Origin of the sequence: Paenibacillus xanthanilyticus, assembly GCF_042682185.1 — a bacterium.
GTDB lineage: Bacteria > Bacillota > Bacilli > Paenibacillales > Paenibacillaceae > Paenibacillus_Z > Paenibacillus_Z xanthanilyticus.
Genome location: NZ_JBHUHA010000002.1, coordinates 424733 through 446755, shown reverse-complemented (window position 1 = coordinate 446755; position 22023 = coordinate 424733). Strand labels below are relative to the sequence as shown.

17 protein-coding genes and 2 tRNA genes are annotated in these 22023 nt (G+C 56.4%); 16 read left to right on the top strand and 3 right to left on the bottom strand.

What is annotated here, in order from left to right; translation table 11 throughout:
• Window positions 1–150: 150 nt before the first annotated feature.
• The 4 genes from ACFSKT_RS19120 to ACFSKT_RS19105 all read left to right on the top strand — a co-directional run bounded on the left by ACFSKT_RS19120 (window position 151) and on the right by ACFSKT_RS19105 (window position 3237).
• Complete coding sequence (locus ACFSKT_RS19120) at window positions 151–549, top strand: hypothetical protein (protein WP_377718608.1); 399 nt, start codon at window positions 151–153, stop codon at window positions 547–549.
• Window positions 546–902: a hypothetical protein gene (locus ACFSKT_RS19115; RefSeq protein ID WP_377718609.1), complete on the top strand. Its 357-nt coding sequence runs from the start codon at window positions 546–548 to the stop codon at window positions 900–902. Before ACFSKT_RS19120 ends, ACFSKT_RS19115 begins: the two co-directional genes overlap by 4 nt.
• A gap of 187 nt (window positions 903–1089) precedes the next feature.
• Window positions 1090–2217 carry a BMP family ABC transporter substrate-binding protein gene (locus tag ACFSKT_RS19110; RefSeq protein WP_377718610.1) on the top strand — a complete coding sequence of 376 codons (1128 nt, stop codon included), beginning with the start codon at window positions 1090–1092 and terminating at the stop codon, window positions 2215–2217.
• A gap of 42 nt (window positions 2218–2259) precedes the next feature.
• A complete protein-coding gene (locus tag ACFSKT_RS19105) occupies window positions 2260–3237 on the top strand; it encodes an aromatic ring-hydroxylating dioxygenase subunit alpha (protein WP_377718611.1) in 978 nt (325 codons plus the stop codon).
• Between the two features lie 145 nt (window positions 3238–3382).
• Here ACFSKT_RS19105 and ACFSKT_RS19100 read toward each other — a convergent pair whose 3' ends face one another.
• Window positions 3383–4288 (bottom strand): SDR family oxidoreductase, encoded by a 906-nt coding sequence (locus ACFSKT_RS19100; protein ID WP_377718612.1) that lies wholly within the window; start codon window positions 4286–4288, stop codon window positions 3383–3385.
• 184 nt (window positions 4289–4472) lie between these two features.
• On the opposite strand from ACFSKT_RS19100, the gene ACFSKT_RS19095 reads away from it, so the two are divergent.
• The 3 genes from ACFSKT_RS19095 (at window position 4473) to ACFSKT_RS19085 (ending at window position 6965) form a co-directional block, all read left to right on the top strand.
• The gene (locus tag ACFSKT_RS19095) at window positions 4473–5171 is read left to right on the top strand and encodes an SDR family NAD(P)-dependent oxidoreductase (protein ID WP_377718613.1); all 699 of its coding nucleotides are present in this window, start codon (window positions 4473–4475) and stop codon (window positions 5169–5171) included.
• Window positions 5172–5287: 116 nt separating this feature from the next.
• Window positions 5288–6496: a chromate efflux transporter gene (chrA, locus tag ACFSKT_RS19090; protein WP_377718614.1), complete on the top strand. Its 1209-nt coding sequence runs from the start codon at window positions 5288–5290 to the stop codon at window positions 6494–6496.
• Between the two features lie 10 nt (window positions 6497–6506).
• Window positions 6507–6965, top strand: coding sequence for a hypothetical protein (locus ACFSKT_RS19085; protein ID WP_377718615.1), 459 nt, complete (start codon window positions 6507–6509; stop codon window positions 6963–6965).
• A 68-nt stretch (window positions 6966–7033) separates the two neighbouring features.
• On the opposite strand, the gene ACFSKT_RS19080 is transcribed toward ACFSKT_RS19085, so the two are convergent.
• Window positions 7034–7110 (bottom strand) — tRNA-Arg (locus ACFSKT_RS19080).
• A 270-nt stretch (window positions 7111–7380) separates the two neighbouring features.
• On the opposite strand from ACFSKT_RS19080, the gene ACFSKT_RS19075 reads away from it, so the two are divergent.
• A complete protein-coding gene (locus ACFSKT_RS19075; protein ID WP_377718616.1) occupies window positions 7381–10536 on the top strand; it encodes an efflux RND transporter permease subunit in 3156 nt (1051 codons plus the stop codon).
• Window positions 10537–10566: 30 nt separating this feature from the next.
• Complete coding sequence (locus ACFSKT_RS19070) at window positions 10567–11463, top strand: TetR/AcrR family transcriptional regulator (RefSeq protein ID WP_377718617.1); 897 nt, start codon at window positions 10567–10569, stop codon at window positions 11461–11463.
• Between the two features lie 201 nt (window positions 11464–11664).
• Here the strand turns inward: ACFSKT_RS19070 and ACFSKT_RS19065 are convergent.
• Window positions 11665–11738: transfer RNA gene (locus ACFSKT_RS19065), tRNA-Gly, on the bottom strand.
• Window positions 11739–11969: 231 nt separating this feature from the next.
• Between ACFSKT_RS19065 and ACFSKT_RS19060 the strand changes: the two genes are divergently transcribed.
• The 7 genes from ACFSKT_RS19060 (at window position 11970) to lon (ending at window position 21971) form a co-directional block, all read left to right on the top strand.
• Window positions 11970–12833 carry a hypothetical protein gene (locus tag ACFSKT_RS19060; RefSeq protein WP_377718618.1) on the top strand — a complete coding sequence of 288 codons (864 nt, stop codon included), beginning with the start codon at window positions 11970–11972 and terminating at the stop codon, window positions 12831–12833.
• 92 nt (window positions 12834–12925) lie between these two features.
• Window positions 12926–14227 carry a trigger factor gene (tig, locus tag ACFSKT_RS19055; RefSeq protein ID WP_377718619.1) on the top strand — a complete coding sequence of 434 codons (1302 nt, stop codon included), beginning with the start codon at window positions 12926–12928 and terminating at the stop codon, window positions 14225–14227.
• 377 nt (window positions 14228–14604) lie between these two features.
• Window positions 14605–15195: an ATP-dependent Clp endopeptidase proteolytic subunit ClpP gene (clpP, locus tag ACFSKT_RS19050; RefSeq protein WP_148930311.1), complete on the top strand. Its 591-nt coding sequence runs from the start codon at window positions 14605–14607 to the stop codon at window positions 15193–15195.
• Between the two features lie 24 nt (window positions 15196–15219).
• Window positions 15220–16476 carry an ATP-dependent protease ATP-binding subunit ClpX gene (gene clpX, locus ACFSKT_RS19045; protein WP_148930310.1) on the top strand — a complete coding sequence of 419 codons (1257 nt, stop codon included), beginning with the start codon at window positions 15220–15222 and terminating at the stop codon, window positions 16474–16476.
• A 115-nt stretch (window positions 16477–16591) separates the two neighbouring features.
• Window positions 16592–17707, top strand: coding sequence for a flavodoxin-dependent (E)-4-hydroxy-3-methylbut-2-enyl-diphosphate synthase (ispG, locus tag ACFSKT_RS19040; protein WP_377718620.1), 1116 nt, complete (start codon window positions 16592–16594; stop codon window positions 17705–17707).
• Window positions 17708–17826: 119 nt separating this feature from the next.
• The gene (gene lonB, locus ACFSKT_RS19035; RefSeq protein WP_377718621.1) at window positions 17827–19533 is read left to right on the top strand and encodes an ATP-dependent protease LonB; all 1707 of its coding nucleotides are present in this window, start codon (window positions 17827–17829) and stop codon (window positions 19531–19533) included.
• Between the two features lie 92 nt (window positions 19534–19625).
• Complete coding sequence (gene lon, locus ACFSKT_RS19030; protein ID WP_377718622.1) at window positions 19626–21971, top strand: endopeptidase La; 2346 nt, start codon at window positions 19626–19628, stop codon at window positions 21969–21971.
• Window positions 21972–22023 lie beyond the last annotated feature (52 nt).

Below are 22023 nucleotides of genomic sequence, written 5' to 3'. Positions count from 1 at the left end.
CATTCCTCTCTCGCTTGGGCTTCTGCCTTGGAAATGGGCGTTAGAAACAGCGGTATTAGAATGGGTATGCGACAAAAAAGGATAAAATGTCTGTCCCCCGGGGGATGCTAAAGAGGATGAAAATGCCGGGCATAAGGAGCGTGTAAGACGATGTACGATCGTCAGGAGAACAATATCCAAGATGCGGAAGCGGGAATGCCCCAAGCAGGCCAATCGCTGGAGCGCAAAACCTATTATGTGTCCGTACAGGCAGGGTCCGTGTTGGAAGATCCGGAGGTAGCGGCCTTCGAGCTGGAAATCCGTGCGAACGAGGAAGAGCTTGATCGCCTGGAGGAGCTGTTCGACGATCTGGCGACGGAGGACGAGGCAGAGGTGGTCCATTTTCATAAACATCCCTACGGCTCCGCGGATACGGATCATCTGAGTGACGGCGTCGATTCGATACTCGTCGAAATCTACAAGCTGCTCTATGACTTGGGAACCCCGGAAACCCGCGTGCATATCGCTAAAATGGGGTTATTCAGCGTGTCCGAAGGTTATTTGTCATGATTGAAACGCTCCAAGTCAAGGGCGCTCGCGTCAAGGGCGCGGTTGACAGGAACGGTACGCGCTGCGCGCTGGTGGAAGTCGACACGGAGGCGTACGGAACCGGCGGGCTCCTCGCCTACTTCGGGCCGTCGGCCGACGACGAATACGATTTGAGTGCAATCGTGCATAACGACGCGTCTCGGGATATCGACTGGTTCGATAACAGCAGTCATCTCGCTTATGAAGACGTGAGCATCGGCCTATTCGAGACGGCGTCCATGAAGACGGATTGGGGACAGCGCGAAGCGTTCAAGGAGCAGGTGTTGGCTTGCGCGGGGGTTAGAGAAGAAATGGCCGGCTTGAGATTAAACTAGTCGCAATGGTTGAATCGTGTTCGTTTCATGTGAGAGTAGTGGCAGCGGTGACTGTGCGTGACGCACAGTTGCCGCTTTTCTTTTTGGGCGTATAAGAGGAAATATGTTATGTTTGTTGACATCGATCTGCGCTTCTCCTATAGTTTGCTCTAAGCTTTCGGGGTTTTATGAGGGAGGGGCGAATAGATTGAAGAAACTCGGAATCGTATTGCTGCTCGTTGTATGCTCGTTGATCGCGGCCTGTTCAAAGGGTACGGACGCGCCGCCTAGCGATGCCGCCGCAGTGGCTGATGCCGCGAATACCGGCTCCGATGGGGAGCGTGAGCGGCCTCGCGTGGCCTTCGTGTACTTAGGCGTGCCGGGCGACGGCGGATGGACGTACGAGCACGACCAAGGCCGGTTGGCTATGGAGAAGGAGCTCGGCATCCAGTCGACGACGGTCGAGAACGTACCGGAAGGCGCGGATGCGGAGCGGATTTTCGAAGAGCTGGCGCAGGATCATGACGTGATCTTCGGTACCAGCTTCGGTTATATGGACGCGATGTACAACGTGGCGCAGAAGCATCCGGACGTAAAGTTCATGCATGCGAGCGGCTACAAGACGCTGGACAACCTCGGCACCTATTTGGGCAAGGAATATCAGAGCGCTTACCTGGTGGGCATGGCCGCCGGCAAAATGACGACAAACAATCATCTCGGCTACGTCGGCGCGTTCCCGATTCCCGAGGTCATCTATACGATCAATGCCTTTACGCTCGGCGCGCAAAGCGTCAATCCGGATGCGAAGGTCTCGGTCGTGTGGAGCAACACGTGGTTCGATCCGACGACGGAGCGCCAGGCCGCGACGAGCCTGCTCGACAAAGGCGTCGACGTGCTGGCGGCCTATCAGGATTCGCCGGCAAGCCTGCAAGCGGCGGCGGAACGCGGCATCTGGGGGATCGGCAACGATTCCGACATGGGCAAATACGCCCCTGACCATTATATCTCCAACCCGGTGTGGAAGTGGGGACCATATTACATTCAAGCGGTGAAATCGGTCATGGACGGCACGTGGAAGGCGGAGAGCTACTTCGGATCGATGAAGGACGGCATTACCGACATCGCGCCGTTCGGCAAGAATGTCCCGCAAGACGTCCAAGACCTCGTAATGGCCAAGAAGCAAGAAATTCTGGACGGGACGTTCGACGTCTTCGCAGGGCCGATCGCCGATCAGGCCGGGACCGAGAAGGTGGCCGCGGGCAGCGCGATGAGCGTGGACGATATTCTGAACATGACATGGTTCGTCGAAGGAGTCGACGGGACGATCCCGCAGTAACGAGCGAACCGGACGTTCGCTTCTTCCTAAGGAGGAGAGGGCATGGTGCTTCAAGATCCGGCATTGCTTCGCCAGTGGCATCCCGTCGCAGTAGACGCGGATATTGGCGACGAGCCGAAGCAAGTGACCGTTTTGGGTGAAAAAGTCGTGTTGTTCCGGACGCCGCATGGGGTTAAGGCGATGCGCGACCTGTGCATTCATCGCGGCGTGCCTCTTTCGCTGGGCAAAGTGTCGGAGGGCGAGATCGTGTGCGCTTACCACGGCTGGCGATATGACGGAGACGGCCGCTGCGTGTGCATCCCGTCGCTGCCGCGCGGCGCGGCGATTCCGCCCAAAGCAAGGGCGCAGACGTACGCATGCCGAGAACGGTACGGGTTTATATGGGTTTGCATGGGAGATTCGGGGTCCGACAGCTTGCCGATCGAGGGCCTGGTTGACGAGTCGCTGCTGCCGATTCGAATGGGGCCTTATCCGGTAAAAGCCTCTGCGCCGCGTGTCGTCGAGAACTTCCTGGACGTCTCGCACCTTATGTTCGTCCACGAAGGACTGCTCGGTGACAGCGCGTTTGCGGAGATCGACGATTACCGCGTCTATCCCACCGGGCAGGGTCTCGCGACGGACGAGATCGTCGTCTATCAGCCGGATCCGGACGGGCGCGGGGTAGGCGTAGACAATCGCTACGTGTACGAGATCTTCTCGCCATGCTGCGTCAAGCTGGTCAAACGAACGGTCGGCTCAAGCGACGTCTTTCATCTGTTTCTGATGGTGCTGCCGGAGACGGATACATCATGCACGGCGTTCATGCTCCAGCTTCGGAATTACGCAGCAGACGTGGCGGACGACGTATTTATCGATTTTCAGCAAACACTGCTTGAGCAGGATAAGCGGATCGTCGAAGCGCAGAAGCCGGAGCTGCTGCCGCTGGATTTGCAAGCCGAGCTGCATTTGAAATGCGACCGGGTTGCGATCGCGTATCGGCGCATGCTGAAGGAGCAGGGCGTGACGATCGGAACGGAATAGCGGTTGGCATGAGCGCCAAGCAATCCTTCTTTCGATTTCGGGAATATGAAAAGAGCCAACCTGCACGGGTTGGCTCTTTTGTATTCCAACGTGCGTAATACAGCGACGTTAGTGTATATTTCGGACAACGGATGACGCAGCCGGCTTATCCGTTCACGACTTCCCCGCCGTTAATATGGAGCACTTGTCCACTCATATAGGAAGAGTCGCCGCAGCCGAGATACACGTACGCCGGAGCAAGCTCATCCGGTTGTCCGACGCGGCCGAGCGGGGTGTCGGCGCCGAACTTGGCCACTTGCTGCTCGTCGAAGGTCGACGGAATGAGCGGCGTCCAGATCGGGCCGGGCGCCACCGCGTTGACGCGAATGCCTTGTGCGGCGATGTTTTGGGAGAGCGCGCGGGTGAAGGACACGACCGCGCCTTTCGTCGACGAATAGTCGAGCAAGGTCGGATTGCCCTTGTATGCCGTAATGGAAGCCGTGTTAATAATAGAAGCGCCTGCCTGCAGGTGCGGAATAGCCGCCTGCGTAATATAGAACATGCCGAAGACGTTCGTGCGGAACGTGCGCTCCAGCTGTTCGGGCGTGATCTGCGCAAGCGACTGCTGTGGATGCTGTTCGGCTGCGTTGTTGATGACAATGTCGAGCTTGCCGAACTGATTAACAGTTTCTGTCACGGCTTGCTTGGCGAAGGCCGGGTCGCCGATATCGCCTGGGAGCAGCAGACACTTCACGCCATGCTCCTCGACGATTCGCTTCGTCTCCTCGGCATCGCCGTGTTCGTTCAGATACACGATCGCGACATTCGCGCCTTCCTTCGCATAGGCCACCGCAACGGCTCGTCCGATGCCGCTGTCGCCGCCAGTAATGATCGCTGCTTTCCCTTTGAGCTTGCCCGCCGCCAAATACGCGGGGGATTCGAAGAGCGGCTTCGGCGTCATTTCGGACTCCAGCCCGGGCTGCTGATTCTGGTGTTGAGGAGGAAGCGTCGTCGGGCGTTGAGGGCCGTCCGCCGGTTGCGGGACGGGCTGCTTTTGGTTTTGTTCGGTCATTGCCAAACACTCCTTTCACTGCCATAGCATTTCGAGTTCGCGCGTTTTTTACGCACAGGCGTTCAAAATCATATAACCGTGCGAACATGGGTTGGAATCTGCCGCGGGGAAGTTCATGGTTAGAAATCCCTTCGTGAAAGCGCTATACTATAGAAGATAGGCTTAGGAACAGGAGGAGAGAAAGATGAAAATCGCGATTACGGGCGCAAGCAGAGGGCTTGGGTACGAGCTTGCGAGCGCCGCCGCCAAAAGAGGGCACACGGTATATGCCGGCATGCGAAATCCGGCAGACCTCGACCGATATGGGCATCTCGAACCGCTAGTTAGAGAACGGATCATCCCGATCGAGCTGGATGTCGCCTGCCGGGATTCGATTCGTTCGTTCGCCGATGCGATCGCCGCGCGCGAATCGGCGATCGATGGTCTCGTGAACAACGCGGCGATCTTGCTTGGCCGGGAGGACGGGATCGAGTCGCTCGATCCGGATGCGTTGAACGCTTCCTTGACGACGAATCTCGTCGGTCCCGTGCTCGTCGCGCAGTCGCTGCTGCCGCTGCTCCGCGGCGCGAAGCTGCCGTCGATCCTGAATATCTCTTCGGAGGCGGGGGCGTACGCCTCGGTCTATGCCGGCGATTATCCGTACGGAGTATCCAAATCCGCGCTTACTTATTTCACGGAGAAGCTTCGGATGGAGCTGGCGCCGCAAGGCTTTCAGGTACTCTCGATCCATCCGGGTTGGATTCGCACGGATATGGGCGGAGAACAAGCGCCAGGCGATCCGGCCGCGACGGCGGAGTCGATCGTGGGTCTTCTGGAGCGGGCCAGACCGCTGCAGGTGAAGCGCGGTTTCGTGGACGCGAAAGGGCAAGAGCTGCCCATCTAAGAAAACGGCTATTATTTTACAATTTCTTCACTTTACGGCCGCCGGAGCGGATGGTACGATCGGTCGAAGTCCGGATCAGTCTTGTCCGGATTTGAATCGATGAGGAGCGAACAACAATGACGAACAATACGGAATATACCGAGCCGCGCACAAGCTCGGTTTGGGAGATATTCCGGGTCGCGCTGCGGCTTGGACTTACGTCGTTCGGCGGACCAGTGGCCCACCTTGGGTATTTTCGGGCTGAATACGTCGAAAGGCGAAAGTGGTTGAATGACCGTGCCTACGCGGAGCTCGTATCGCTCTGTCAGCTGCTTCCCGGGCCGGCCAGCAGCCAAGTCGGCATCGCGATCGGCATGCTGCGCGGCGGGTGGCTGGGCGGTTTTGCCGCTTGGAGCGGCTTCACGCTTCCCTCGGCGCTGGCGCTCGCGGTGCTCGCATTCGCATTGGAGCAGACGGGCTCTGCCGACGGCTCGTGGGCGAGATGGCTACTGCTCGTTGCGGTGGCGGTCGTCGCCCAAGCCGTGCAGGGCATGGCGAGGACGCTTGCGCCGGAGCGGAAGACCGGGACGATCGCGCTCGCGGCAGCCGCCGTATCGCTGTTATGGCCGTCATCATGGGTACAGCTGATCGTGTTGGCGGGGGCCGCGGCAGCGGGTCTGATCTTTTTTAAGCGCGTCAACGAGGCCGCAGACGGTAGTAGTCCGTTTCCGTCTCCAGTCAGCGCTCGGGCAGCCGTGTGGTTGCTGGCATTATTTGTGCTTTTGCTGATCGGCTTGCCGCTCGCCGCGGCTGTTCTGGATAACAAGTGGGTCCAGCTCGGCGACATTTTTTATCGCGCTGGTTCGCTCGTCTTTGGCGGCGGACATGTAGTGCTCCCGATGCTGGAGCCGGCGGTGGCGGAGCAAGCATGGATGAGCGGCGATCGGTTCATGGCGGGCTATGGCGCCGCTCAGGCTGTTCCCGGGCCCCTATTTACTTTATCCGCTTATATTGGAATGGCGGCAGGCGGTTGGTCCGGCGCGCTGGTCGCCCTGCTTGCGATGTTCCTGCCTTCGTTCCTGCTGGTGGGCGGCGCGCTGCCGTTCTGGAACGCGCTTCGCGGCCAAGCGAGGCTGCAAGCGGCATTGACGGGCGTTAACGCGGCTGTTGTGGGAATCCTGCTCGCCGCTTTGTATGATCCGGTATTTACGGGGGCCGTGCATAACAAGCTTGATCTATGCGTCGTTTTGGCGGCGTACGCCCTGCTGGTCCTGTGGAAGGTGCCGGCTTGGTTGCTGGCAGGGGCAGCATTGGCCGCCGGAATCGCGACAACTTGGTGGATATAGGTGATGAACGTTGAAATTTACGATGGAATCCCGATTGCCGTGCGCGCCGGAGCTCATGTGGGATCGAGTAGCGGATACCGCGACCTTTCGTCTGGTATCCGCCCCGCTTATGGCGTTTCTGAGCCTGGATCCCGGCGGGTTTCCGAAGCGCTGGACGGCCGGGGGAACGTATGCCCTTTCGATGCGCTTGTTCGGTCGCCTTCCGCTTGGACGCCATGAGATCACGGTACTAGACATTGACCCTTCGGCTAGACGGTTATCGACCTCTGAGCGAGGGATGTTGATCAAGAGCTGGAAGCATACGATGCAGGTGAAGACGGACGGTTCTGAAGGCACCTTGTTCCGAGACGAGCTGGTCGTGCGGAGCGGAGTTGCGACGCCGCTGATCGTCGCGGGCGCCTATTTCTTTTTCGTATACCGCCATTGGCGCATGGGAAGGCTCGTACGCGATGGCAGGCTGTTTACGTAAGACGAACGAGGGAAATACAAAAAGCTCCTCATGACAAGTCATGAGGAGCTTTGTTCGTGTTAAGGGAATGGCGTCCCGGAAGGGATTCGAACCCCCGACCGTGCGCTTAGAAGGCGCATGCTCTATCCAACTGAGCTACCGGGACAACGGAAATTAATATACCATACCGGACAAGGTGCTTGCAACCAATACTTCGGTATTTTTTTAAAAAAAGTATAGATGTGACGAAACGCGGAATTGTAACCGATTGGATGGCACAATTTATGAACATGGGCGTAGTGAGGTATGTAAAGTTTGTGACTGACCGTTCGTTAAAATTGACTTTTGAACGGCGGTCAAATAATATCAATGGTAGATTGACCGTCGTTCAAATTGGATGATGGGGAAGATGAGACAAAGGACAAGGAGTGGGAAAGTGAAGGGTATTATCCGATTTTCGTTAAACAACAAATTCGCTTTGTGGCTCATGACGATCATCGTCGTCGTTGCCGGGCTATATTCCGGCTTGAACATGAAGCAAGAGACCATCCCCAACATCAACGTTCCGATTTTGACCGTGAACACCGTATTTCCAGGCGCGGCGCCGGAAGAGGTGGCCGACCAGCTCACCGTTCCGCTCGAGCAGCGCATTCAGAACTTGAACGGCGTCGACGCCGTCAACTCGACCTCGAGCGAGAATGTGTCCATCATTACAGTGCAGTACGGCTACGACAAAGACATGAAGGAAGCGGAGAGCGAGCTCCGCGAGGCGATCAGCGGATTCGAAGCGCCGTCGGGTGCCCAAGATACGCAAATTTCCAAGATCAGCCTGAACGATTTTCCGGTCGTGTCGCTTAGCATCTCTTCGAAAGAGCGCGACCTGGAAGAAGTGACGAAGTTGGTCGAGACGGAGCTAACGCCATCGCTTGAAGGCATCGACGGCATCGGCTCGGTCGCGATCTCCGGGCAGAACATGAAAGAAGTGCAGCTCACGTTCAATAAAGAAAAGATGGCGCAGCTCGGATTGAGCGAAGATACCGTCAAAGGCATCGTGCAAGGTTCCGCTCTGAAGGTACCGCTTGGCTTGTTCGAGTTGGACAAGTCCGAGAAAACGATCGTCGTCGACGGCAACGTCGCCACGCTTGAGCAGCTCCGCAACATCGCGATTCCAGCCATCCCTTCGGGCGCGGGTGCTGGCGCTGGTCCGGCGGCTGGGGCTGGAGCAGGCGCGGCCGGAGCGGCGACCGGTGCCCCTGCGCCTGGTGCGGCTGTTGGCATTCCGACGGTGAAACTTTCGGACATCGCCACGATCGAAATGATTAATAAGGCGGAATCGATTTCCCGCACGAACGGCGAGCTCTCCATCGGCATCAATGCCACGAAGGCTTCGGACGCGAACACGGTAGACGTGGTCAATGCGGTGAAAGAAAGAGCCGAGGATTTCAAAGCCGAGCATGCGGATATCAACACCGTCGTCTTGCTCGACCAAGGCAAGCCGATCGAACAATCGGTCACCACGATGATCGACAAAGCGCTGTTCGGCGCGCTGTTCGCGGTCGTCGTCATTCTGCTCTTCCTGCGCAACATTCGCACGACGATCATTTCGGTCGTCTCGATCCCGTTGTCGCTCGTCATTGCGCTTCTCATTCTGAAGCAAATGGATATCACGCTGAATATCATGACGCTCGGCGCCATGACCGTCGCGATCGGCCGGGTCGTGGACGACTCGATCGTCGTCATCGAGAACAACTATCGCCGGATGGCGCTGCGCGGCGAGCGGCTGCGCGGCAAGGAACTCATTACCGAAGCGACCCGGGAGATGTTCATCCCGATCCTCTCTTCGACGCTTGTCACGATCGCGGTATTCCTGCCGCTTGGCACGGTAAGCGGACCGATCGGCGAAATGTTCATGCCGTTCGCGCTCACGATGGTCTTCGCGCTCCTGGCGTCGCTTCTGGTCGCCATTACGATCGTGCCGATGATGACGCACATGATGTTCCGCAAAGGACTCAAAGCGAACCAAACGCACGAAGAGAAACCGGGCGCGCTCGGACTTCGCTACCGCAAAATTTTGAACTGGTCGCTTAATCATAAGCTGATCACCTTCATCGGGGCGGTTGCGCTGCTGGTTGCGAGCTTCTTCCTTGTACCGTTCATCGGCTCGAGTTTCTTGCCGGAGGAAGAAGAGAAGTATACGATGATCACGTATTCCCCAGGTCCTGGCAAGCTCCTCTCCGACGTGGAACAAACCGCGCTTGAAGCAGAGAAGTTGATTATGGGCCAAGAGGGCATGGAAAATCTGCAATATTCGGTCGGCGGACAGAGCCCGATGAGCTTCGGACCGAACAAAAGCGCGTTGTTCTATATTCAATACAACGACGACACCGAGAATTTCGGCGATGTGAAGAAGAAGCTTGTAGAAGACTTGACGAAGATTGAGCCGACCGGCAAATGGGGCGAAATGGACTTCTCGGGCGGCATGGGCGGCAGCAAAATCAGCTTGAATGTCTACGGCGAATCGTTCGAGGAGATCAAACCTGTCGTCGAGCAGATCGCGCAGATCATGGAGAAGAACGAATCGCTCGAGAAGGTCGAGACGTCGCTCTCCAAACAATACGAGCAGTATACCCTCGTGGCTGATCAAGAGAAGCTGAGCAAGCTCGGCTTGACGGCAGGTCAAATCGCGATGAAACTATCCCCCGTTCGGGAAACGCCGGTATTGACGACCGTTCAAGAGGACGGTAAAGTCTACAATGTCAATATTCAGGTGGATGCGAAAACGTATACCACGATCGCGGATATCGAGAATGAAACGATTCAATCGCCGCTTGGCATGTCGGTACCGCTGAAGGACGTGGTGAAAGTCGAAAAAGGCACGTCCGCCAATTCGGTAACGCGCATCGACGGCAAACTATACGTGGAAGTCTCGGCGGAAGCGGTCGGCAAAGATGTCGGCAGCGTTTCGACGAGCTTGCAGAAAGAAATCGACAAGCTCGAATTACCGCCGACCGTATCGGTCGATTTCGGCGGCGTAACGGAACAAATCAATGAAACGTTCACCCAGCTTGGTCTTGCGATGGCCGCGGCGATCGCAATCGTTTACTTGCTGCTGGTTATCACGTTCGGCGGCGCGATTACGCCGTTTGCGATTCTCTTCTCGCTGCCGTTCACGATTATCGGCGCACTGGTCGGTTTGTTCCTGGCCGGCGAGACGATCAGCGCGACCGCGATGATGGGCATGCTGATGCTGATCGGCATCGTCGTCACGAACGCGATCGTCCTGCTGGACCGCGTCCTTCATATGGAGAAGGAAGGCTTGACGACGCGCGAAGCGCTGATCGAAGCGGCGGGGACGCGTCTGCGTCCGATTCTGATGACCGCCCTTGCGACGGTGGGCGCGCTGCTCCCGCTCGTGCTTGGATTCGAAGGCGGCAGCGGCGGCTTGATTTCCAAAGGACTCGGCGTTACCGTCATCGGCGGCCTAATCAGCTCGACGCTGCTGACGCTGCTCATCGTGCCGGTCGTATACGAATTCTTGGCGCGTTTCAGAAGAAAACATGCCGATGACGAGGTGCGCGAAACGGCGCATTAAGTCGTTGGCGCGAAAGCGGGTGCCCTACAGTTGGAAGGCAAGAAGCAGCAGATTATCCGGGCGGCTATCCAATGCTTCTCGGAGAAGGGCTACAGGGGCACGTCCATTCAAGATATCGCGGACGTGCTTGGCATCGCCAAGGGCTCGCTCTACTTTTATTTCAAATCGAAGAGCGACCTTCTGCAGTTCATTATAAAAGATTACCTTGACCGCATCATGGCGGAATATGTGGATCTCAACAGCAGGGAGGACTTGAAGCCGCGCGATTTGCTGCGGCGCCACGTTCTCACCGGACACCGCATGTACGAAGAGAATCAGGCGTTCTTCTCCATGCTCTTGCGCGAACGTTTCGAAGTGCATGACGAGCTGCACGAGCTGATGATGAACGCACGCCGCCAAGGGCTGGTCATGACGCATGAATTGATTTGCAAGACCTACGGAGATCGCGCGCATGCTTACGCCCGGGATCTGACGATCATCTTCCAATCCATGACCGAAGGATTTCTGGCGCTGGTCGTCTTCGAGCAGCAGCAAATCGACCCCGAGCGGCTGGCGGATTACATCATCGCGCGTCTTGACGCGATGGTTGCCGATTTAAGCCAGGGCGGCAACGATCCGATTATCGGTCCCAACGTGCTGGAGGGCTGGCTCGCTTCCGTTCGCGGCGGCGAGACCGGCAAGGCGGAGCTCTTGGCCGAAATCCAAGCGCTGCGGGAGGCGGTCTCAGCCGGCGTGCTTGATCCCGCGGACAACCCGGACGAGGTGCAATCGACGTTGGATGTCTTATCCGCGGAGCTGGACAAGAGCGAGTCGCAGCCGGTCGTGCTCAAAGGCATGCTGGCGCTGCTAAAGGCGGTCAAGACGCCCGATATTCGCAAGAGAGCATTGAAGCTGGAGAGCGGTCTTCAAGACCGTCTTCAGGGCTAGAGAGACGAAAGCAGGCCGCTGCGGTGAACGCAGCGGCCTGCTATATTAAGATCGGGTTTTGCGGTTTTAAGTTGCTCCGTTGCGTTAATAATAAGAAGCGTACAAAGCAAATCATGGAAGCTCGAGCGGATTCATTTTTCGGGCAAATAAAAAACGCTCCCTCTCGGTAGCGTATGTATGGCATGATGTAACGACTTATAGTGGAGCGGGTGAAGGGAATCGAACCCTCGCCTCAAGCTTGGGAAGCTGGCGTTCTACCATTGAACTACACCCGCGCAAAGTCAATGATAAAAGGATAGCATATGCGCTCATGGAAATCAAGGCACGGGAGTGTTATAATACAACGGCGTAGACGGCGCGTCAGCATCGGCGCGTGTAAAACGGTATAGGCGTGCAAATAAGGCGGTGATCTCATTACGACTTCCAAAACGCCGCAAGGCGAGCATAAAGACAATGTGTATTTGTTTCCTAAAATGCTGGATCAATATCAGGTGCAGTTGACCCGCATGTTGGAATCCGAACGGTACGGCGAGGCGAAGAGCCTACTGAGATTCCTGATGCAGTGCCAAGGGGAAGACAAGCGGCACTATGAAGAATGGAGCAATCTTTTATCCTGGCTGGAGATGGCTTTCCCGGGTCCGGACAGCGGATATGGCGCGCTGCAAGGCGATCCCTGGCCGGATACGGAGGCGGACGAAGAGACCGAGGATTCGCTCCGGCGGCAGACGATCGCGCCCGTGCAGCAGGATCAGGCCTACGTCGAGCAAGTATTATATATCATGCAGCATCACCCGGTCGTGGATCAACAAATACTCGCACTGGAGCGGGCGGCTCATTTGGACCACCCTGACGTGGACGAGACGATTATCCACTGGTTGACCAAGCAGGAGCTGCACCCCGCGCTGCAATTCAAAGCGCTTCAATGCTTGCGACGGCGGGGCGTGACGGGGCGGGTCATGCTGGAGCGTCTGGGCGAAACAGTTGACCTCGAGATCGAACGTACGCCGCTGTCGATGGAGGATTTTCCGGACGTGGCGGCTCGGATCGTCGAGCGTGTCGAATCGGTCACCGAAGTCATGGATTCGACGATGCCTCATTTTGCCCGCGAATTGTGGAAAGAAACGCTCCAGTGCTTGTATGGCACGTCCGCCTACGAACGCATGGCCGCAGACGATGACGAGACGGTCGATTGTTATGCGGGCGCCCTGCACCAGACGCTGGAGCTGTCGCTTTACGGGCGAAGCGAGGACGATCAAGTGCGGGATACATACGGAATTACGGATGCGCTGCGGTTCCGATACGAACAAGCTTGCCGGACGCTCCGGCATGCTTCGCATTTTCATCGCGGCAGAGACTGGAACGAGCCTTGATATTCAGGTAGATTTTGATTATAATGTAGTGGTTTATGATCGCGAAACCTGTACGCTTGATGCGTGATTTTATCTGGAGGGGAAAGCATAACATGAAAGCAACATGGGAAAAAATAGACAAGAATCTTGTCGCCATCGACGTTGAGGTCGATGCGGCTCAAGTTTCGGAAGCGCTTGACAAAGCCTTCAAGAAAGTCGTTCAAAAAGTGAACGTGCCTGGCTTCCGCAAAGGCAAAGTGCCTCGCGCGATGTTCGAGAAGCGTTTCGGCGTGGAGAGCCTCTACCAAGACGCAATCGACATCCTGCTTCCGCAGGCTTACACGGCAGCACTGCAAGAGACGGGCGTAGAAGCAGTAGATCGTCCTGAGATCGACGTGGAGCAATTCGCGAAAGGCGAATCCTTCAAGTTCAAAGCGAAAGTAACGGTTAAACCAGAAGTGAAACTCGGCGAGTACAAAGGCCTCGAACTTCCTGCGGCTGATGCTAATGTCGGAGAAGAAGAAATCGCGGCAGAACTCGAGCGTCTCCAACAGCGCCATGCTGAGCTGACGGTCATCGACGAAGGCGAAGCACAGAACGGCGACACGGCTGTCATCGATTTCGAAGGTTTCGTGGACGGCGTCGCTTTCGAAGGCGGCAAAGGCGAGCGTTACTCCCTGGAACTTGGTTCCGGCTCGTTCATCCCGGGCTTCGAAGAGCAAGTCGTAGGTCTGGCGACTGGCGACTTCAAAGACGTTGTCGTCACGTTCCCTGAGAACTACCATGCCGACAACCTCGCTGGCAAAGAAGCGGTCTTCAAAGTGAAGCTGCATGAGATCAAGCGCAAGAACCTTCCAGCGCTCGACGACGAGTTCGCGAAAGACGTAAGCGAATTCGACACGTTGGACGAGTTCAAACAAGATCTCGCGAAGAAACTGGCCGACCGCAAAGAGAAAGAAAATGAGCAAGCGCGCGAAGTTGCCGTCGTCGAGAAAGCTGCCGAGACAGCTGAGATCGACGTGCCGCAAGCAATGATCGACACGGAAGTCGACTTCATGCTGCGTGACTTCGAACAACGTCTGCGCATGCAAGGCATGAACCTGGATCTGTACTACCAGTTCTCCGGCCAAGACGAGTCCGTGCTTCGCGCACAGATGGCAACCGACGCCGAGAAACGCGTTCGCAACAACCTCGTGCTGGAGCAAATCTCCAAGAACGAAGGCATCAGCGCTTCCGACGAAGAGCTGACGGAAGAACTCGAGAAGCTCTCGGGCATGTACAACCGTCCGGTGGACGAGCTCCGTACGCTGTTCGCTACGAACGGCAACATCGAGAACCTCAAGTCGGATATCGTTATCCGCAAAACAATCAAGTTCCTGCTCGACAACAGCAAAGTCGCTACTGAAGTAGCTTAAGGTTCGAGGCCGTCCCCGGTGGGCGGCTCGTTCTATCAAGAGGGGAGGCACGTGCAAACGTGCCTTCTTTCAACTCAACGCTTCAATCCTTGCCCGCGGTGAGCGGCGAGGAACATAACGTTCGATAGGGGCTTGCCCCGTACATAACCATAACCTTTCGCCGTATACTGTAACATTCGGTGAAGCCGCCCGAACCATGAGCGAAGCGGATTCCACGCCTTTTGGATGGAAAAATGACTTTGCCATCGGAACGTGGTAAAATAACGTAGATACCCGGTTACTTACTTGAAGAGGCACCTTGAATCAACCGCGCAGTGGGGGGACCACGAGGGTAAGCGGCCTATAAGGACCGCATTAAATTTAAGGAGGTTGGTCGCATGAATCTCGTACCAGTCGTCGTTGAACAAACGAACAGAGGAGAACGTTCTTACGACATTTACTCCCGTCTGCTGAAGGATCGGATCATTTTCCTGGGAAGTGCGATCGACGATGATGTCGCGAACTCTGTCATCGCGCAGTTGCTGTTCTTGGCTGCAGACGACCCGGAGAAGGATATCCATTTGTACATCAACTCGCCAGGCGGTTCGGTTACTGCTGGGATGGGTATTTATGATACGATGCAATTTATTAAACCGGACGTCTCCACCATTTGCATGGGACTTGCCGCAAGTATGGGGTCGCTGCTGCTGACGGCCGGCGCGAAAGGCAAGCGCTTCGCGCTTCCGAACGCGGAAGTGATGATTCACCAGCCGCTTGGCGGCGTTCGCGGTCAAGCGTCGGATATCAAGATCCATGCCGATTGGATTTTGAAGACCAAAGAGAAGCTGAACAATATTTATGTTGAACGTACCGGACAGCCATATGAGAAAATTGAACGCGATACCGACCGCGACAATTTCATGAGCGCCGAGGAAGCGCTCAATTACGGGTTGATCGACAAGATCGTCACGTCTGCCGTTAACCTGTAACCATCGATACGAAGGGGTGATCCCATGTTTAAATTCAACGACGAGAAGGGCCAGTTGAAGTGCTCGTTCTGCGGCAAATCCCAGGATCAAGTGCGTAAACTTGTTGCTGGACCTGGCGTTTATATATGCGATGAATGTATCGAACTGTGCACGGAGATCGTGGAAGAGGAGCTCGGCCACGAGGAAGAGCTCGATCTGAAGGATATCCCGAAGCCGAAAGATATCCGCAACATTTTGGATTCGTACGTGATCGGCCAGGAGCAAGCGAAGAAATCGCTGTCCGTCGCCGTATACAACCACTACAAGCGGATTAACTCGGGCAGCAAGATCGAAGACGTCGAGCTGCAAAAGTCCAATATCCTTCTTGTCGGTCCTACGGGCTCCGGCAAGACGCTGCTCGCGCAGACGATGGCGAAGATTCTCAACGTGCCGTTTGCGATCGCAGACGCAACATCGCTGACAGAAGCCGGTTATGTCGGCGAAGACGTCGAGAACATCTTGCTTAAGCTGATTCAAGCGGCGGATTACGATGTGGAGAAAGCCGAGCGCGGCATCATCTACATCGACGAAATCGACAAAGTGGCCCGCAAATCCGAGAATCCGTCCATTACGCGCGACGTATCGGGCGAAGGCGTACAGCAGGCGTTGCTGAAGATTCTCGAAGGCACCGTAGCATCCGTTCCACCGCAAGGCGGCCGGAAGCATCCGCATCAAGAATTTATCCAAATCGACACGACGAACATTCTGTTCATTTGCGGCGGCGCGTTTGACGGATTGGAGCAGTATATCAAGCGCCGGATCGGCAAGAAGGTCATCGGCTTCAATACCGCAGGCGAAGGTCAGAAGGATCTGAAGCCAGGCGAATATTTGAGCATGGTATTGCCGGAAGACTTGCTCAAATTCGGGCTTATCCCTGAATTCGTAGGCCGTCTGCCGGTCATCTCGACGCTTGAGCCGCTGGATGAAGCTGCGCTTGTCCGCATTCTGTCCGAACCGAAGAATGCGCTCGTGAAGCAGTACCAGAAGCTGCTCGAGATGGACAATGTGAAGCTTGATTTCGATCAACCGGCTTTGGAGGCGATTGCCAAGGAAGCCATCAAGCGGAACACGGGCGCTCGCGGCCTTCGCGCGATTATCGAGGGTATCATGCTCGACGTCATGTACGAAGTGCCATCGCGCGATGATGTGCAGACATGCCTCATCACGGAGAAGGTCGTCCAAGACAAGATCATGCCGGAGCTTACGAGCAAGAAGGGCAAGAAGAAGGAAGAAAGCGCCTAACATAGAAAGATAAACGCCATTTCCACCCTTGTGCGGAGGCAATTTGCCGGCCGTTCAGGGGTGGACTTTGACGTTATTAGGAAGATTTTCGCTTCGATGGGAGAGGAAACCAAACATGTATTTACGTCAAGACACCGTGCCTGTCAAAGTAGGTCCCCTTACGATTGGCGGGAGCAACGAAGTCATCATTCAAAGCATGTGCACGACGAAGACGGCAGACGTGGAAGCGACTGTTGCGGAAATTTTGCGTCTTGAGGAAGCGGGCTGTCAAATTGTCCGCGTAACGGTGAACAATAAGGAAGCGGCTGAAGCCATCAAAGAAATCAAGAAACGTATCCATATTCCGCTCGTCGCGGATATTCACTTCGACTACCGTCTTGCGCTGGCCGCGATCGAGAACGGCATCGACAAGGTTCGGATCAATCCAGGCAACATCGGGCGCCGCGAGAAGGTAGAAGCGGTTGTTAAGGCGTGCAAGGAGAGAGGGATTCCGATCCGGATCGGCGTTAACGCAGGTTCGCTCGAGAACCATCTGCTGGAGAAATACGGCTACCCGACCCCGGAAGCGATGGTAGAGAGCGCGCTCTTCCACATCGGCATTCTGGAGGAGCTCGATTTTCACGACATCATCGTATCCCTCAAAGCATCGGATGTACCGATGGCCATCGCGGCTTATCGAATGGCGGCGGAGAAAATCAAATACCCGCTGCATTTGGGCATTACGGAAGCAGGTACGTTAACCACCGGCACGATCAAGAGTTCGGCGGGCATCGGCGCCTTGCTGGCGATGGGGATCGGCAACACGGTACGCATCAGCTTGAGCGCGGATCCGGTCGAGGAAGTGAAAGTGGCGCGGGAAATCCTGAAGAGCTTCGGCTTGATCACGAACGCCGCGACGCTCGTATCCTGTCCGACCTGCGGACGTCTTGACATCGATTTGTTCTCGATCGCCAACGAGGTGGAAGAGTACATTAGCAAGATCAAAGTACCGATCAAAGTATCCGTGCTCGGCTGCGCGGTGAACGGTCCAGGCGAAGCGCGCGAAGCGGATATTGGCATTGCGGGCGCACGGGGCGAAGGCATGCTGTTCCGGTACGGAGAGATGATCCGCAAAGTGCCGGAAGCCGAGCTGCTCAGCGAGCTGAAGAAAGAAATCGACGAAATCGTGCGCGTGTTCGAAGAGACGGGAGAGATCCCGGGGCGGAAGACGCATCACGCGGCATCCAAGTAACGAGCGAACGAAAACTTTAGATGGCTTCTCACGATTATTACATCCGGCACGGGGCAATACTGACAAGTATGAGCCCGGAATTGCCGGATGTTTTTGTTTGGAGAGGAGTCGATTTGGTAATGAGCAATATCAGTTTAATCGTCATGCTAATTCAAGTTTTTTTCGCGATCGTGATCGGTCTGTATTTCTGGAACTTACTGCGGAATCAAAAGACGAATCGGACCGCCGTCGATCGGGAATCCCGCAAGGAGATGGATAAGCTGCGGAAGCTGCGTTCCATCTCGCTGACGAAGCCGCTTGCCGAGAAAACCCGACCGCAGACGATGAACGACATCGTCGGACAACGCGACGGTCTGCGGGCGCTAAAGGCGGCGATGTGCAGCGCGAATCCGCAGCACGTCATCATTTACGGTCCTCCTGGCGTGGGCAAGACGGCTGCCGCGCGGGTCGTCCTTGAAGAGGCGAAAAAGAACCCCACCTCGCCTTTTCAGCAGGACGCGAAATTCACGGAGATCGACGCGACGACCGCGAGGTTCGACGAGCGCGGCATCGCGGACCCGTTGATTGGTTCGGTGCATGATCCGATTTATCAAGGCGCGGGCGCCATGGGCGTAGCCGGCATTCCACAGCCGAAGCCAGGGGCCGTCACGAAAGCGCACGGCGGCATGTTGTTTATCGACGAAATCGGCGAATTGCATCCGATCCAGATGAATAAATTGTTAAAAGTGCTGGAGGATCGCAAAGTCTATCTGGAGAGCGCTTATTACAACTCGGAAGACTCGAACATTCCGATGTATATCCACGACATTTTTCAAAATGGCCTTCCGGCGGACTTTCGCCTTGTCGGGGCAACGACGAGGTCGCCGCATGAGCTGCCGCCGGCGTTGCGCTCGCGGTGCATGGAGATTTACTTCAGACCGCTGCTAGCGGAGGAGATCGCGGAAATCGCGGTGAATGCGCTGAAGAAGATCGGATTGCCGCCTAGCCCGGAAGCGGTCGATGTCGTGAAACGCTATGCGACGAATGGCCGGGAAGCGGTCAACGTCATTCAGTTGGCGGCGGGACTCGCGTTATCGGAGAAGCGCGATACGATTACGGCGGCCGACATCGAGTGGGTTGTCAACAGCAGCCAGATCCCGCCGCGCCCAGACCGCAAGGTTCCGACTTTGCCGCAGGTCGGTTTCGTGAACGGATTGGCGGTCTATGGCCCCAACATGGGCACGATGTTGGAGATCGAAGTGAGCGCGATTACGGCTAAACCAGGACGCGGCCGCTATACCATTACGGGGGTCGTCGACGAAGAAGAGCTCGGCGGCGGCAGCCGGACGCTGCGACGCAAGAGCATGGCCAAAGGTTCGGTCGAGAACGTCTTGACCGTGCTTAGACGTCTGGGACTTGCGCCGGAAAATTATGATCTGCACATCAACTTCCCGGGCGGAACGCCGATCGACGGACCTTCGGCGGGCATCGCGATGGCGACGGCGATCGCTTCGGCCATCAAGGGCGAAACGGTGGACAATAAGCTCGCCATGACCGGTGAAGTGGGTATTCACGGCAACGTGAAGCCGGTTGGGGGCGTGCTGGCGAAAGTCGAGGCGGCGTTTCAAGCCGGTGCCAATCGGGTTATTATCCCACGAGAGAATTGGCAGGCCGTTTTTGCGGACTTAGAGGGCTTGCAAGTCATTCCGGTCGATCATATTGAAGAAGTGTTCCGCCATGTGTTCCGCACGGAAGAAATGCGCATTGCCGCTCCCTCTCCGGCAGCCACAAGCGACGTTTTTATCGCATCGAGTCTCCCCTATTTGCAGGCGGATTCCGTAGAGTGATAAAATGGAATAGAAACACGGTAGAAGCTTAAGCGTGTTTTCCGCCAACAATCGTATGGACGGAGAACTTCAGCGATCATGGAGGTGCTGGAATGGGACCTGCAAAATGGAAAGGTCGTCGGCTGCCCCTGCTTCCGCTTCGGGGGCTCCTTGTATACCCCAGCATGGTGCTCCACCTCGATGTGGGCAGGGAAAAGTCCGTCCGCGCGTTAGACCGCGCAATGTTAGACGATCATATGATTCTGCTTTGCTCGCAGTCGGAAGTGAATATCGAAGAACCGACCCAGGAGGACATTTACCGGGTTGGCACGATCGCGCGAGTAAGGCAAATGCTCAAACTGCCGAACGGCACAATCCGCGTCCTGGTCGAAGGGGTCGTACGCGCGGAGGTCGTCGACTATTTGCCGAACGACGACTTCTATGAAGTATCGGTGAAAGAGCTGCCGGAGACCGAATCGAACGATCCGGAGATTGATGCGCTGATGCGCACCGTCCTGAACCAGTTCGAGCATTACATCAATCTGTCCAAGAAGGTGACGCCGGAGACGCACGCGGCCGTATCGGACATCGATGAGCCGGGCCGTCTCGCCGATGTCATTACCAGTCATCTGTCCTTGAAGATTAAAGACAAACAGGACATTCTGGAGACGATTGACGTGAAAGCGCGTCTGGAGAAGCTGCTCGATCTGCTGAACAACGAGCGCGAGGTGCTCGAGCTCGAACGCAAGATAAGCCAGCGCGTCAAGAAACAGATGGAGAAGACGCAGAAGGAATATTACTTGCGCGAGCAAATGAAAGCCATTCAGAAGGAGCTCGGCGAGAAGGAAGGCCGGGCCGGCGAAGTGGAAGAACTGCGCAATCAGCTCGCCAATGCCAACCTTCCCGAGAAAGTGCAGGAGAAGGTCGAGAAGGAAATCGACCGCCTCGAGAAAATGCCTTCGACATCTGCCGAAGGCGGCGTCATTCGCAATTATATCGATTGGCTGTTATCGCTGCCTTGGAACGACGTGACGGAAGATATTCTCGATATCGCCGGCGCCGAAGCGATACTGAACGAGGATCACTATGGCCTGGAGAAACCGAAGGAACGCGTGCTCGAGTATTTGGCCGTCCAGCAGCTCGTGAAGAAGCTGAAGGGGCCGATCCTCTGTCTCGTCGGACCTCCGGGCGTCGGCAAAACGTCGATGGCGCGCTCGATCGCCAAGTCTCTTGGCAGACAATTCGTGCGCATCTCGCTTGGAGGCGTGCGGGACGAAGCGGAGATTCGCGGTCATCGCCGGACGTATGTGGGAGCCATGCCCGGCCGGATCATTCAAGGCATGAAGACGGCTGGCTCGCTCAATCCGGTGTTCCTGCTGGACGAGATCGACAAGATGGCGATGGATTTTAGAGGCGACCCGGCTTCCGCGCTGCTAGAGGTGCTTGACCCCGAGCAGAACAACACGTTCAGCGACCATTTTATCGAGACGCCTTTTGATTTGTCCAACGTCATGTTCGTGACGACGGCCAACGCGATTCATAATATCCCACGGCCGCTGCTGGACCGGATGGAAGTGCTGTACATTCCGGGCTATACGGAACTGGAGAAATTGCAGATCGCCACTCGCTATCTTCTGCCCAAGCAGAAGAAGGATCACGGCTTGGAGCCGGAGCAGCTGACGGTGACGGAAGATGGGCTCCAAATGGTGATCCGCGAATATACGCGGGAATCCGGCGTGCGGAACTTGGAGCAGCAGGTCGCGTCGATTTGCCGGAAAGCGGCCAAGTCGATCGTGTCGGACGCGGAACGCAAGCCGATCGAAGCCGATGCCGCAACGATCAAGGAATGGCTTGGACCTCCGAAATTCCGCTACGGCATGGCCGAACTGACGGATCAAGTCGGAGCGGTGACCGGTCTGGCTTGGACGGAAGTCGGCGGAGATACGCTGGTCATCGAAGTAACCGTCCTGCCGGGCACGGGCAAATTGACGCTTACCGGTAAGCTTGGCGACGTCATGAAGGAGTCGGCGCAAGCGGCGTTCAGCTTTACGAGGTCGCGCGCGACCGAATTGAACATCGCGCCGGACTTCCACGAGAAGAACGATATTCATATCCATATTCCGGAGGGCGCGATTCCGAAAGACGGTCCTTCCGCCGGCATTACGATGGCCACCGCGCTTATTTCGGCGCTGACAGGCCGCAAAGTATCACGGGATGTCGCCATGACCGGCGAAATCACGCTGCGCGGACGCGTGCTGCCGATCGGCGGGCTGAAGGAGAAGTCGCTCGCCGCGCATCGGGCGGGTATCCGCAAGGTGCTGCTGCCGAAGGATAACGAGCGCGACCTTCGCGATATTCCAGAGAGCATCCGCGCGGACATGGAGTTCGTTCCGGTCGCGCACATGGATGAAGTGCTTAGCCATGCGTTGGTCAATCAGTCGCCCGTAGAAGCCCACTAGCGGCTTGCACGGGCAATGCCGCGCAATACCGATAATAGAAAGCAGGTTTGCA